Annotated in this window: 12 protein-coding genes and 1 pseudogene; 7 read left to right on the forward strand and 6 right to left on the reverse strand. The window is 70.2% G+C overall.

Annotation, left to right across the window (positions count from 1 at the left end; all coding sequences use genetic code 11):
* The first annotated feature begins 172 nt into the window (after positions 1–172).
* Both D7V88_RS31755 and D7V88_RS31760 read left to right on the forward strand, forming a co-directional pair.
* Complete coding sequence (locus D7V88_RS31755) at positions 173–1,195, forward strand: zinc-dependent alcohol dehydrogenase family protein (protein WP_120544366.1); 1,023 nt, start codon at positions 173–175, stop codon at positions 1,193–1,195.
* Between the two features lie 65 nt (positions 1,196–1,260).
* Complete coding sequence (locus tag D7V88_RS31760) at positions 1,261–1,881, forward strand: DUF1360 domain-containing protein (RefSeq protein ID WP_120544367.1); 621 nt, start codon at positions 1,261–1,263, stop codon at positions 1,879–1,881.
* On the opposite strand, the gene D7V88_RS31765 is transcribed toward D7V88_RS31760, so the two are convergent.
* Both D7V88_RS31765 and D7V88_RS31770 read right to left on the reverse strand, forming a co-directional pair.
* Complete coding sequence (locus D7V88_RS31765; RefSeq protein WP_120544368.1) at positions 1,878–3,011, reverse strand: putative porin; 1,134 nt, start codon at positions 3,009–3,011, stop codon at positions 1,878–1,880. The genes D7V88_RS31760 and D7V88_RS31765 overlap by 4 nt on opposite strands.
* Positions 3,008–3,904, reverse strand: a complete 897-nt coding sequence (locus tag D7V88_RS31770; protein WP_120544369.1) for a YncE family protein — start codon at positions 3,902–3,904, stop codon at positions 3,008–3,010. The genes D7V88_RS31765 and D7V88_RS31770 overlap by 4 nt, the downstream gene beginning before the upstream one ends.
* Before the next feature lie 220 nt (positions 3,905–4,124).
* Here D7V88_RS31770 and D7V88_RS31775 point away from each other — a divergent pair, with 220 nt between their 5' ends.
* From D7V88_RS31775 to D7V88_RS31790, 4 genes are all read left to right on the forward strand, one after another.
* The gene (locus D7V88_RS31775; RefSeq protein WP_120544370.1) at positions 4,125–4,733 is read left to right on the forward strand and encodes a thioredoxin domain-containing protein; all 609 of its coding nucleotides are present in this window, start codon (positions 4,125–4,127) and stop codon (positions 4,731–4,733) included.
* 149 nt (positions 4,734–4,882) lie between these two features.
* The gene (locus D7V88_RS31780; protein ID WP_120544376.1) at positions 4,883–5,971 is read left to right on the forward strand and encodes an aldo/keto reductase; all 1,089 of its coding nucleotides are present in this window, start codon (positions 4,883–4,885) and stop codon (positions 5,969–5,971) included.
* 214 nt (positions 5,972–6,185) lie between these two features.
* Positions 6,186–7,793, forward strand: coding sequence for an AgmX/PglI C-terminal domain-containing protein (locus tag D7V88_RS31785; protein WP_120544371.1), 1,608 nt, complete (start codon positions 6,186–6,188; stop codon positions 7,791–7,793).
* Between the two features lie 46 nt (positions 7,794–7,839).
* On the forward strand, positions 7,840–8,172 hold the full coding sequence (locus D7V88_RS31790) for a hypothetical protein (protein WP_120544372.1): 333 nt from the start codon (positions 7,840–7,842) through the stop codon (positions 8,170–8,172).
* Here D7V88_RS31790 and pdxA read toward each other — a convergent pair.
* From pdxA to D7V88_RS31810, 4 genes are all read right to left on the reverse strand, one after another.
* Entirely contained in the window at positions 8,096–9,145 is a 1,050-nt protein-coding gene (gene pdxA / locus D7V88_RS31795; RefSeq protein WP_244238503.1) for a 4-hydroxythreonine-4-phosphate dehydrogenase PdxA, read from the reverse strand. The two genes, D7V88_RS31790 and pdxA, sit on opposite strands and share 77 nt — an antisense overlap.
* On the reverse strand, positions 9,142–10,113 hold the full coding sequence (locus tag D7V88_RS31800) for a peptidylprolyl isomerase (protein WP_120544373.1): 972 nt from the start codon (positions 10,111–10,113) through the stop codon (positions 9,142–9,144). Before D7V88_RS31800 ends, pdxA begins: the two co-directional genes overlap by 4 nt.
* A gap of 61 nt (positions 10,114–10,174) precedes the next feature.
* Entirely contained in the window at positions 10,175–11,176 is a 1,002-nt protein-coding gene (locus tag D7V88_RS31805; RefSeq protein ID WP_120544374.1) for a peptidylprolyl isomerase, read from the reverse strand.
* 175 nt (positions 11,177–11,351) lie between these two features.
* Positions 11,352–12,371, reverse strand: a complete 1,020-nt coding sequence (locus tag D7V88_RS31810) for an alpha/beta fold hydrolase (protein ID WP_120544375.1) — start codon at positions 12,369–12,371, stop codon at positions 11,352–11,354.
* Positions 12,372–12,447: 76 nt separating this feature from the next.
* Between D7V88_RS31810 and D7V88_RS43935 the strand changes: the two are divergent.
* Positions 12,448–12,649: pseudogene (locus D7V88_RS43935) on the forward strand (hypothetical protein); the annotation flags it as partial.

The raw sequence follows: 12,649 nt of genomic DNA on the forward strand, positions 1-12,649 counted from the left end.
TTCGTGGACGGGGGCGGGGTGGTCATCTCGCTCGACTCGTCGGGGAGCGTGGACCTCTTCGGCCATGCCATCTCCACCCAGGCGCGGGTGAGCGGCAGCGGTCGGGTCATCTGGCACTGACTACCTTGTCTTCATCACCCGCGAAGGCCGCGGGTGGGAAGGAAGGCGGGGCATGCCAGGGACCATGCGGGCGATGGTGCTCCACGCACCCGGGCAGCCGTTGAGGGAGGAGCACCTCCCCATTCCGGAGCCCGGGCCGGAGCAGGTGTTGTTGAAGGTGCACGCCTGCGCCGTGTGCCGCACGGACCTGCACGTGGTGGACGGTGAGCTGACCCGCCCGAAGCTGCCGCTGGTGCCCGGCCACGAAATCGTGGCGACGGTGGTGATGACGGGCGAACGGGTGGGCGGCTTCGTGCCCGGGATGCGCGTGGGCGTGCCGTGGCTGGGGTGGAGCTGTGGGCAGTGCCGCTTCTGTCGTTGGGGGAAGGAGAACCTCTGCGACACGGCGCGCTTCACCGGCTACGACCTGGACGGGGGCTTCGCCGAGTACACCGTCGCGGATGCGCGCTTCTGCTTCCCGCTGCCGCCGTCGTACCGGGACCTGGAGGCCGCGCCGCTGATGTGCGCGGGGCTCATCGGCTTTCGCAGTCTGCGCATGGCGGGTGAGGGGCCCCGGCTGGGGCTGTATGGTTTTGGCGCCGCCGCGCACATCCTCATCCAGGTGGCCCGCTACCAGGGGCGCAAGGTGTATGCCTTCACGCGCGATGGCGACGTGAAGGGCCAGGCGTTCGCGCGAGAGCTGGGCGCGGTGTGGGCGGGAGGTTCGGACGTGCTGCCGCCGGAGCCGTTGGATGCGGCCATCCTCTTCGCCCCGGTGGGCGCGCTGGTGCCCGCCGCGCTGCGGGCCGTGGACAAGGGCGGCGTGGTGGTGTGTGGCGGCATCCACATGAGTGACATCCCCTCCTTTCCCTATTCGGTGTTGTGGGAGGAGCGCGTGGTGCGCTCGGTGGCGAACCTCACGCGTTCGGACGCACTGGACTTCCTGGCGCTGGCGCCGCGCGTGCCCGTGCGCACGGAGGTGCAGGTGTTCCCCCTGTCCGCCGCGAACGAGGCGCTCCAGGCGCTGCGCGAAGGGCGCGTGCGGGGGGCGGCGGTGTTGGACATGGCGGGCACGGGCGAGGGTCCGCGGGCCTGACCGCCTGGATGCTTGAGGCGCGGTGGAGTGCACAGCTTTGGCGCTACACGGAGGCTGCCCACCGCATGAAAGCGCTTCAGGAGACGGGACCGTTCGCCGGCTATGACTCGGAGCACCATCCGCTGGGCTCGTATGCGGCGCTCATCGGGACGTTCGGCACGTCGATGCTCGGCTTCCTGGGATGGATGGGCGCATCAGGGCGGCGGTTGCCCGAGCGCCTGGGGTGGAAGGACCTGGCGTTGTTCGGCGTCGCCACGCACGCGGTGACGCGACTGGTGGCGCTGGACCGGGTGACGAGCACGCTGCGCGCGCCGTTCGTGCGCTTCGATTCGGACAGCACCGCGGGCGAGGTGGTGGAGACGGCGAGGGGCGAAGGACCGCGCCGCGCGCTGGGCGAGCTGTTGGACTGTCCCTTCTGCCTGAGTCCCTGGGTGGCGACGGGCTTCGTGGCCGCGTCCACGGTGCGTCCTCGTGAGACCCGCTTCGTGGCCTCCATCTTCGCGCTCAGCGCCGCGTCCTTCTTCCTGCACCGGGCCTACGAGTGGCTGGGGGAGGGACTGCACCGCACGCGCGCGCAGGTGAAGTTGCTGGAGAAGCAGCAGGAGCGCGAAGCCGCCGTGCAGTTCCCCGGGCGCGGGCCACAGGTCGTGGAGTCCGGCCGCGCGCCCATCCCGTCTCCGAGCTAGTGGATGCTGACCGTGGTGCGCAGCAGCGCCAGGTACGTCCATTCGCGCGTGGGCTCTTCCACGGGCGGGGTGTCGTAGTGGTTCACGTAGCCCGCGACGCCCACGCCCAGGAAGCCGGTGACCCACCAGCGGAAGCTCAACGCGCCGCCCGTCGCGCCACCGGGCTGCACGTCCTCCGCGCCGCGTCCCAGCCACAGCCGCTCCATGCGCGCGGCCACTTCCAGCGAACCGGAAGGGATGCCCTCGGAGCCCACGCCCGCGAGCGCCTGCGGCCACTGGTTGCCTTCACGCGGCTTGCCACGCACCACCCAGGACGCCTCCACACCCAGGCCCTGGCTGCTCATCGTGGGCAGCGATTCGCGAGGCGTGGCCGGATTCCCATCCGTGTCCCGCGAGCGGTGCTCCCACGCGGCCGCCGCCTGCACGTCCACGCGCACGGGCCCCGCGTCCAGCCGGCCATGCGCCTCCGTCACGGTGCGATAGCCGGACACGGGCGGCGGTCGGTAGAAGAGGAAGTTCTGTGGCAGCCGTCCACCGATGCCGGGCCGGTCGAACGCGTCCTCCACGTGCACGCCCGCGCCCAGGCGCGCACCGCCATGGTGCACGTCCAGACGCGCGTCCACGGAGGGCGAGGCGTTGTCATTGCCCAGCGGGCTGCCGGAGCCATTGCCCAATCGCAGCCACCCTTCCAGGGGCAGCGACGCGGGCGTCCACTGCGCCTCCAGGCCCAGGTCTCGCCGCGCCCAGAAGGCCTGCGTCACCAGGGGCAGCTCCGGGATGGGCAACGTTTCGATGCTCTGGTCGCGCCCGGCGGGAAACAGCGGCGTCTTCGCGTAGCCGATGGACAGGCGCACGCCGGTGATGACGAGCAGGTCGATGTACGCGTCGAGCAGCGCGGGCTTCTCCTGCGCCCACTCCGCGGTGCCCACGGCGACGAGCCATGGCACGGGCTGTCCGCGAGCCCCCATCCGCAGGCGCGCGAGTGTGAAGCCGTCATGGCCTTCGATGTCGTCCGCGTGGATGCGGTAGTCCACCTCGCCCACGAGCGTGGGTGTGATGAGCGGCCCCTGCGCGCGGGCACCCGACGCGGACAGGAGGACGAGGGCGGCGAGCGTGAGCGGGCGGTTCATTCCGCGATGGGCAGGATGCGCAGGGTGTGGGTGGTGCCGTTGGTCGGGTCGCCGTCATGGTCCGCGACGAAGATGCGCTGGTTCTTCGCGTCGTAGGCGATGCCGTGCGGCTGCTGGAAGCCACCGGCCAGCACGCTTACCTCGCCCGATGGGCGGATGCTCAGCACGGTGCCGTCGCGGCTGCCGGTGAGCAGCGTGTCCCCGGGGCCCTGGGCCAGCAGGTCCGGGCTGGACAGCGTGGCGAAGGGCACGATCTGCGAGGGATTGGACAGCGGCGAGCGGTACACCTTGCCCGCGAGCTGGTCGGAGATGAACAGCGTGTCGCCCACCGCGAGCACGCCCACGGGCTTCTGGAGCGCGCCCACCACTTCCTGCTCGGTGCCTTCCAGCGTGAGTCGGGCCACGCTGCCCACGTTCACGTTGTTGTTGCGCACGAAGTAGCCGTCCAACAGTTGTCCATCCGCCGTGACGGTGATGCCGATGCGGCGGCGCTCCGGAAGCAGGTTGGGCACCACCGCGGAGGTGCCATCCGGCCGGACGTAGACGACGTCGCCCGCGGTGCCACCGCCGAAGCGCACCACCACCAGCGTACCGTCCGTGAGCCGCGCCAGCGCGCCCAGGCCCGGACTGTCGGCGGAGGTGACGGGAAGGTCCGCGACCAGCGAGATGCCCTCGCCATCGCGGTAGCGCAGCACGCGGTTGTTCTCGTCGTCCGCCATGAAGAGCGTCGCGCTCTGCGCGTCCCACCACAGGCCGTTGGGGTCGCCATCCACGGCGATGGTCTTCGGGCCCCGCTCCACGGTCTCCTCATCCGGAGTCACCACTTCTTGGGGCGAGGAGCAACCCACGGCGGCCAGCGTCATGCCCAGCAGGGCAGGGAAGAGGATTCGCATGGACACTCCCTTTATCGCGGAACGGACGGTCTGCCGAGTGACAGGCCCATGTCGGAGGCGGACCCTCACGGGAGGTGGTGCGCGCGGGATGCAGGGGGCTTCCATGGACCGCGAGGGCCGCTGTCGCCAGGGGACGGACACTTGCCTGGACCGTGGGGAGGGGACCTGTCGGTGCCGCGGGGGAGTCGGTAGCGTCGACCTCTTCCTGGAGACACCTCGCATGAAGACTCCTTCCTCCCGGGGATGGCTCGTGCTCACGGGCGCGCTGTGGCTGGGCGGCATCGGCTTCGGGCTCGTGACGCTGGCGCGGTACTCGCTCACGCCGGGAGATGCGCAGGCGATGGTGGAGCGGTGGCCGGAAGGGACGCGGTTGACACGTCAGGCGGGGCGGCCCGTGCTGGTGATGCTCGCGCACCCGAAGTGTCCCTGCACGCGGGCCAGCGTCGCGGAGCTCGAAACGCTGATGGCGCACGCGGGCGGGCGCGTGGATGCGTTCGTCCTGTTCCTGCGTCCGGAGGGACTGGAGGATGGTTGGGAGCAGGGCGAGCTGTGGCGCGCCGCCGCGCGCATCCCCGGCGTCACGGTGCTGAAGGATCCGGGCGGCGTGGAGGCGAAGCGCTTCGGCGCGACGACCTCCGGACACGTGGTGCTCTATGGCGCGGAAGGCCACCTGCGCTTCAGTGGAGGCCTCACCGTGGCGCGGGGGCACGCGGGGGACAGCCCGGGGCGCATGGCGTTGGAGCGGGTGCTGCGTGAAGGCGGCGCGGGCGGCGACACGCCTGTGTATGGCTGCTCGCTGGAGGACCCTCCGGCCTCCGCGACCCGCTGAAGCGCCGGGATGTCTTGCGCAAGGCGGATGCGGGCCAGACGTTGTTCCGCGTTGGACGTCTGAAGCCAAAGGCCGTTGGCGCGGTAGGGCGTCTGGGATTGGCTCCGCGCGCCTTCAGCCGTGCCACTTTCTACGCGGGGAACCCTTCCATGTCGCTCAATCACTACGTCACCCTGGGCCGTTCCGGCCTGCGCGTCAGCCCGTTCTGTCTGGGCGCCATGACGTTTGGCGAGGACCTGGGGTGGGGCAGCAGCGTGCAGACATCCAATGCCATCATGGACCGCTTCATCGAGCGGGGCGGCAACTTCATCGACACGGCGAACGTGTACACGTTCGGCCACTCGGAGAAGATCATCGGGGACCACCTGGGCAAGGACCCCGCGAAGCGCGACCGGGTGGTCATCGCCACCAAGTTCTTTGGCAACCTCTTCGAGAAGGATCCGAACGGCGGCGGCGCGGGCCGCAAGTCGGTGATGGCCGCGTGCGAGGAATCGCTGCGCCGGCTCCAGACGGACTACATCGACCTGTACTGGATGCACGCCTGGGATGCGAACACGCCCATCGAGGAGACGATGCGCTCGCTGGATGACCTCGTGCGTTCGGGCAAGGTCCGCTACGTGGGCTTCTCCGACACGCCCGCGTGGAAGGTGGCGCAGGCGCAGTTGACGGCGTCCTTCCGGGGCTGGGCGCCGCTGGTGGCGCTGCAAATCGAGTACTCGCTGCTGGAGCGCACGGTGGAGGGCGAGCTCATCCCCATGGCGCTGGAGCTGGGGCTGGGCGTGACGCCGTGGTCGCCGCTGCGCAGCGGGGCGCTCAGCGGCAAGTACACGCGCCAGAACGCGGGCAAGCAGAAGGCGGACCGGGGCGCGTGGGCGGAGAGCTCGCTCAACGACAAGACCTACGACCTCATCGACCTGCTCCAGCGCGTGGCGAAGGAGCAGGACTCCACGGTGGCGCGCGTGGCGTTGGCCTGGGTGCAGAACCGTCCGGGCGTGGCGTCCACCATCCTGGGCGCGCGCACGCTGGAGCAACTGGACAACAACCTGGGCGCGCTGGACCTGAAGCTCACGCCCGAACAGGTGAAGGCGCTGGACGACATCTCCAAGCCCACGCTGAACTTCCCAGCGGCCTTCCTGGAGAACGCCTCGTCCTTCATGCACGCGGGCCTGAGCGTGAACGGCGTCCAGGCCCCGCCGAGCAGCCTGAAGCCCAAGGCCGGCAGCGTCCCGCGCTACTGAGCCACGCGGTGGAAACCCGGGCCCCGTCCGCACAGGGGCGCACAGTGTGGAGTGCGGGGCCGTACGTTTGAGGCCATGCCAGTGGGCAAAACGCGTCCGGAGCGTTCAGGACACGACGCTCGCGGTAGCGCGATTGGGGGCCGTTCCTAGTATCGGTCCCCTGGCGGTTGGGTGGGTTGGTGGTCTGGCGCGGTAAGGGCGGCGGGAGGGTGGCGTGAGCGAGCTTCTGACGGGTGATGGGCTGTCGCGTGCGCAGGGTGTCGGCACTCCGGTTTCCGCGGGCGGTGCGGGCTTCTCCCACGACCCCGAAACCTTCGACGCGGAGCTGGATGCGTGCCTGGATCGCGCGCTCTTCTCCGGTCCTTCTCAAGACATCGACATCGACATCGACGACGCCGTGCAGGACGTCGCGGCGACTGGCTCCATGCGCGCGCTGCTCGACCTGGCCTCCACGGAAGAGTCCTGGCTGGAGTCGCTGCCGCAGTCCTCCAACGACGACACGGAAGTCCCGATGTCGCTGTCGGACGAGGCCGCGAACTTCGTCATCCCGGAGTGGCTGCGCGCGGAGGAGTCGCCGTCCTCCGACAACGCCACGTCGTGGGACAGCGCTCCGCAATCCAATGTCTGGGCCTCGCCCGATTCTCCGGCCGCGGCCTATTCGCCGCAGCCGTGGGTGCCCTACGAAGCGCCGGCCCCCGAGGCTCCGCCGCCGGCCATCGCCGACGTGTCGACGCGCATCCTGGGGATGAATCCCTTCTCCTTCGTCAGCGCCGTGGCGATGGGCGCGCTCGCAGCGGGCCTGCTCGTCGTCGCGGGTGTGCGACTGACCTCGGGAAATGATCAGTACGTGTCCACTGCCCAGACTCAATCCGCGCAGGTGGCGGGTTCGCGGCAGGTCGTGGGCGCCGCTGGGGCACGGGTTGTCGCGGGTGCGCCGGGCGCCACGGACTCCCAGCAGGCCCCGGGCGTGCCGGGTGCCACGAACGCGCAGGACGTCATGGGCGCCTACGGTGGCTCGGGTGCGCCGGGCTGGCAGCCGTCGGGTGACTTCCAGCAGGCCGCCGCGTCCGTCTCCAACACGGTGGGCACGTCCGCGCTGACGGAGGCCCAGCGAGCCGCGCAGTCGCTCACGCCGAACGCGCCCGTGCTCGCGGGCCCGGCGAACGTGGGCCTGACCACCGGCCTGCACACGCTGGCTCCGGAAGCCCAGGCGCCCACGGCGTCCGCCCCGGTGACGAAGAAGAAGGCCCCCGTGGCCCCGCGTGCCGCCACCCTTGAAGAGCCGGAGGACACGGGCGAGGTTCGCGAGCTGTCCTTCGGCCGTGAAATCACCGCCGAGGAAATCGAGCAGGCTCGCCTGGCCGCCGCCGCCGCCGAGGCCGAGGAGGCCGCGCCGCCGGGTTCGGAGTTCGACGAGGACTTCGCGCGCGAGATGGGCTTCACCGAAGAGGCGGAGTCCGCCCAGGCCCAGGCGTCGAAGCAGGCCCCGGAGAAGACCGTCTACATCCCGCCGGCCCCCAGCGCCGCCGGCCCGGAGCGCCTGTCTCCCTCCGACGTGAGCGCGGTTGTCCTCACGAACCAGCCGGACATCTCCGCCTGCGTCCAGAACTTCAAGGCCGGCACGGCCCTGGAGAACGGCGGTCGCTTCCAGGTGCGCTGGTCGGTGGACACCTCCGGCAGCGTGTCCGGAGTGGCCATGGAGACCGAGTCCCTGCGCGGCTCGCCGCTCGCCGGCTGCGTCGAGGACCGGGTGCGCGGCTGGAAGTTCCCCGTGCACCGCGTGGCCATGGACGCCCCCGTGCGCTTCCCCTTCGTTTTCTAGGAACGCTCAGCACCGCATCCCGGAGGCGCTTATCCTCTGTCGGGTCATGACGAAGCGCGCGCCTCCGGTGCCGGAGGGTCCAGACCCCATCGAGGTGCACCTGTGCCACCGGTGCCTGATGCGCCTGCCGGTGGAGGCGGGGGGGACGGACCTTCCCCGCCGCGTGCGCGAAGCGCTGAAGACCCACGGGCTCGCGGGGCAGACGCAGCTCATCCCCGCGTCCTGTCTGGGTCACTGCCCCACGGGGCTGGTCACCACGCTCGTCGTCCCCGACGCCACGGCGAAGGGGACACACGCGAAGCTCATCGACCCGCTGGCGGACGGCGAGGACCTGGCGAAGCACCTGCTCCAGGTCCGCGCGAAAGCCGGGCGGCCTTGAGCAGCGCCTCCATCATGGGCACGCAGCTCGCGGTGCCCGTGCCGGCGATGGCGTAGGCGGTGCCGTGGTCCGGCGACGTGCGCGGCACCGGCAGTCCCAGCGTCACGTTCACCGTGCGCTCGAAGTCCAGCGCCTTGGCCGGGATGAGTCCCTGGTCGTGGTACATGGCCAGCACCACGTCGTACTTCGCGCCCACCTCGTCGGGCCGGGCGAACAGGCCATCCGCGGGAATGGGCCCGTGCGCATCCACCCGCTTGGAGCGCGCGCGGCGGATGGCGGGACCAATCACCTCCACCTCCTCACGCCCCAGCATGCCGCCCTCGCCCGCATGCGGGTTGAGGCCCAGCACGGCGATGCGCGGCTTGCGGCCCACCACCGGCTCCAGGCTGCGCGACAGCAACTGGAGCTGCGCCACCAGCTTGTCCACCGTCAGCAGCTTCGGCAGCGCGGAGATGGGGACGTGGTTCGTCGCCAACGCGATGCGCACGCGCGGCCCGTCCATCATCATCAACACGTCCACGCCGAACGCGTCCGCCAGCACCTCCGTGTGGCCCATGAAGGGGATGCCCGCGCGCGAAATCTCCTCCTTCGACACGGGCGCCGTGCACAGCGCGTCCACCGAGCCCGCGCGCATCGCGTCGATGGCGGCCCGCACGTACGCGTACTGCGCCTTGCCACCCTCGCGCGAAGGCTTGCCCGGCACGCGGTGCTTCTGTGCAAGCCGCGTCACCTCCACCACCGCCGGCCCCGTCGTGCGCCCCAGCTCCTCCAGGGACACGCGAGGGAAGCGGCGGAAGAGGGGGAAGCCCTCCAGCGTGGGCCCATCCCCGAACACCACCGGCACCAGCGCGCGGCGCACCGCGGGGCGAGCCAGCGCCAGGGCCGTCACCTCCGGCCCGATGCCCGACACGTCCCCCAGCGAGATGCCCACGCGAGGCAGCGCGGGCGTCGTGGCCACCGGGGTGCGCTTCACATCTTCACTTCGACGTTGGCCTTGGAGCGCAGCTCCTGGACGTACTGCTCCAGGAACTTCTCCGTCTTCTCGGAGAGGAGCTTGGACTCCAGCTTGGGCTTCATCTCGTCGAAGGAGGCCACCGCGACGTTGCGGCGCTCCTCCACCTTCAGGATGTGCCAGCCGAAGTTGGTGCGGATGGGCTCGCTCACCTCGCCCTGCTTGAGGTTGAAGGCGGCCTTCTCGAACGCGGGCACCATCACGCCGCGCTTGAAGTAGCCCAGGTCACCGCCGTCCGCCGCGCTGGGGCCCTCGCTGCGGGCTCGCGCCAGGGCGGAGAAGTCCATGCCCTCACGGCGGGCCTCCTTCGCGATGCCTTCCGCCTTCTGCTTCGCGGCGGCCACCTGCTCCGGCGTGGCCTTGGCGTCCACCTGCACCAGGATGTGGCGGGCGTGCACCTCCACGTCCTCGCTCTCCATGCGCGTGTACTGGGTGTACGCGGCCTTGAGGTCCTCCTCGGTGACCTTCACCTTGGGGCCCACCTTCATGCGCAAGAGCTTGTCGCGCACGACGCGCTTGCGCAGCATGTCCTTGTAGCTGGCGAGCGTGTAGCCCTCGTTGATGAGCATCTGCTCGAACTGCTTCATGTCCGGGACGTTGTTCTGCTTGAGCACGTCCTGCACCAGCTCTTCGACTTCCGCGTCGGTGGTGGTGATGCCCAACTGCTGCACCTCCGTCTCCATCAGCTTCTCGCCGATGAGCGTGTCCAGCGCGCTCTTCATGAGCTGCGCGCGGGCCTCGGTGCGCTTGCGCGCGTCGACTTCCGAATTGATGCGCTGAAGCTCCGGCGCGGCGCGCAACTGCACTTCCGACAGCGCGATGACATCGCGGTTCACCACCGCCGCCACCTTGTCCACCAGCTCCGCGCGCGCGGACGTACCGCCCGCCAGGAGCATCACCGCCGCCAGGAACGCCACCAGGTTCTTCATCGCAACGACCCTCTCCACGAAACCCCGGGACGGCCAACCCACAGGCCCCCGGAAAAGTCCTTCACTTCGCCGCTTGCGGCGCCGGCCGCCCGCGGATGGTCTGCAGCGTGGCCTCGTTCACCACCACCTGCGCCTTCTCACGCAGGTCCTTCTCGAAGGCCTCCTGCGCTTCCGCCCGCTTGGTCTCCAGCAGGCGGGCCTCCACCTTCGAGCGCACCTCCACCAGCTCCCGCTTCCTCGCCGCCCTGCGCTCCAGCACCTTGAACAGGTGGTAGCCGTACTCCGTGGACACCACGTCCGAAACCTGCCCCACCCCCAGCTTGAATACCACCTCGTCGAAGGCCGGCGGCATCTGTCCCCGGGGGAAGAAGCCCAGGTCCCCGCCCACCTTGGCGTCCGCGCTGAGCGAATAGCGCCGGGCCAGGTCGGAGAACTTCTTGCCGGACTTGAGCTGCACCTGGAGCCTGCGCGCCTCGTCCAGCCCCTTCACCACCATCTGCGCCGCGTGGACCTCCTCCGGCTCCTGGAAGTCCGCCTCGTGCGCCGCGTAGTACGCGCGCAGCTCCTCCTCCGTCACCGCCACGCGCGAATAGACGTGGTGGGTGAAGAGCTTCTCAATGGTGAGCCGGCTCGCTTCCCGGGCGCGCAGCTCCGCCATGGACAACTGCCCCTGGGCGAGCACCTCGTTGAAGTTGCCGGCCGGATAGTCGCCCGACAGCCGCAGCACGCCCCGGTCCACCTCTTCGGGCGTCACCGCGATGTTGTTCTGCTTGGCCGCCTGGAGCAGCAGCATCCGCTTCACCAGCGTGTCCACGAGCGCGCGCTTGAAGGGCTCCACCTCTTCAGGCGTGGGCTCAGGCCCTTCCGTGGTGGCCAGCTCCCGGCCCAGCTCCTGTTCGAAGTCCGTGCGGCTGAGCGACTCGCCGTTCACGGTGGCGACCACCGTGGGGTCCGGGCCCTCCTGCGTCGGCGGACGGCAGCCGGCGGAGCCCAGCACGCCCACCCCGAAGACCAGGGCGGCGGACCAGGACAGCAGGGAGGCGCGGAGGAAAGCAGGACGCATGCGCGGAGGCCTCGGGAGGGACAGCGGGGGACCTTCCACGGTGGTGCCGGGCCGCGGGGCTTTCAAGCGGGACGTCACGGCCGGGATGGGAAGCGAACGGATGGGCCCATGGGACGGCCTTCCGGGTAGCACGGCGTCGGGGCCCCGACAACCCACGGGGAGGCCGCTGGCGGTCCTACAGCTTCGTGGCGTTGGACGTCAGGAAGGCCTCCACCTGGGGGAAGATTTCGTCCGGCGCCTTTCGGCCCAGCACCAGGTCCGCGTGGCCGTAGTCCTCCGCGAAGCCGTGACCCTTTCCGGCGACCAGCATCTTCACCGGCCCGCCCAGGTGCTCCTTCGCCCGGGCCACCGCCAGCGGCGGCGCGAGCAGGTCCCGGCTGCCGGCGATCAACAGGAAGGGGATGCGCACCCCGGCCAGCGGCTCGCGGTAGTCGAACTCGCCATCATAGGAGGTGAACTTGCTGGAGATGATCCACCGGGCGAACTGCCGCCCCACGCCCCCGGCGATGTCCGCCGGCACGTTGGCGAGCGCCCAGCGCACCACCTGCGGATCCATGTTCTCCGCCAGCATCATGTACCGGGTGAGCGGCCCCGGAGGCGCCCCGAAGAAGGCGATGCTGGTGACGCGGCGGGTGGGGATGACCTTCAGCTTGAGCAGCGGCTCCACCCGCTGCACGAAGGCGCGCAGGCCCGGCTGCACCGCGAACGTGAACGGCGCGCCCAGGGCCACGCCCGCCTTCACCGGCGCCTGGGGGTTCTTCGCCAGGTGGGCGTAGAGCATCAGGCCTCCCTTGGAGTGGCCCACCCAGAGGACCTGCTGGGCGCCGGTGGACATCACCGTGCGCAAAGCGGTTCTCACGTCGTGTTCCGCCTGATCATCAAAATTCCAGTCGGCACACGCCCCGGCCAGTCCCCGGCCGCGCAGCTCGATGACCCAGGTCTCGAACCCCGCCCGGGCCAGGTAGCGCGCCAGGCTGTACTGTTCGTTGAAGTCCATGTGGAAGCGGTTGGCTCCCAGCCCGTGGCACAGGATGACGGGCTCCGCGTACCGGCGCTCGCCGCGCGGGTGGTAGCGCCCCAGCGCGATGGCGGCCCCGTCGTCCGTGGGCACCCGGTAGAGCTCATCCGGCTTGAAGCTCAGTGTCAGCAACCCCTCCTTGCCGCGCTCGACTGCTCGCGTGAAGAGGTCCGCCATCCGGCTCAACCGGGGTGCCGCTGCCTGTCGTGATGTCACGTCTTCAGTCTACGCCCGACCGCCAGACGATGCCGCCGTGTCGCACAGGGACTTTCATGCGACGGCAGGGCAGTTGCAGGAGGTACGAGGTATTCGCTGGGAGGTCGCAGAAATGGGGCAGGGCCGGGGTTTCAAGGAAGCGGTGTCGACCTTCATTGCCACAGTTTTTCCCACAGATACCCTCCTGGGTGCCTTGAAGGTGATGGAACGGCACCGGGTGAGGTTGGTGGGGGTGGTGG

It is taken from the genome of Corallococcus terminator (assembly GCF_003611635.1).
Taxonomy (GTDB): domain Bacteria; phylum Myxococcota; class Myxococcia; order Myxococcales; family Myxococcaceae; genus Corallococcus; species Corallococcus terminator.

Bases quoted from the DNA above. Each gene is read 5' to 3' on its own strand.
- D7V88_RS31755 (WP_120544366.1), top strand. From the start codon at position 173: ATGCCAGGGACCATGCGGGCGATGGTGCTCCACGCACCCGGGCAGCCG.
- D7V88_RS31760 (WP_120544367.1), top strand. From the start codon at position 1,261: ATGAAAGCGCTTCAGGAGACGGGACCGTTCGCCGGCTATGACTCGGAG.
- D7V88_RS31765 (WP_120544368.1), bottom strand. From the start codon at position 3,011: ATGAACCGCCCGCTCACGCTCGCCGCCCTCGTCCTCCTGTCCGCGTCG.
- D7V88_RS31770 (WP_120544369.1), bottom strand. From the start codon at position 3,904: ATGCGAATCCTCTTCCCTGCCCTGCTGGGCATGACGCTGGCCGCCGTG.
- D7V88_RS31775 (WP_120544370.1), top strand. From the start codon at position 4,125: ATGAAGACTCCTTCCTCCCGGGGATGGCTCGTGCTCACGGGCGCGCTG.
- D7V88_RS31780 (WP_120544376.1), top strand. From the start codon at position 4,883: ATGTCGCTCAATCACTACGTCACCCTGGGCCGTTCCGGCCTGCGCGTC.
- D7V88_RS31790 (WP_120544372.1), top strand. From the start codon at position 7,840: ATGACGAAGCGCGCGCCTCCGGTGCCGGAGGGTCCAGACCCCATCGAG.
- D7V88_RS31800 (WP_120544373.1), bottom strand. From the start codon at position 10,113: ATGAAGAACCTGGTGGCGTTCCTGGCGGCGGTGATGCTCCTGGCGGGC.
- D7V88_RS31805 (WP_120544374.1), bottom strand. From the start codon at position 11,176: ATGCGTCCTGCTTTCCTCCGCGCCTCCCTGCTGTCCTGGTCCGCCGCC.
- D7V88_RS31810 (WP_120544375.1), bottom strand. From the start codon at position 12,371: ATGGCGGACCTCTTCACGCGAGCAGTCGAGCGCGGCAAGGAGGGGTTG.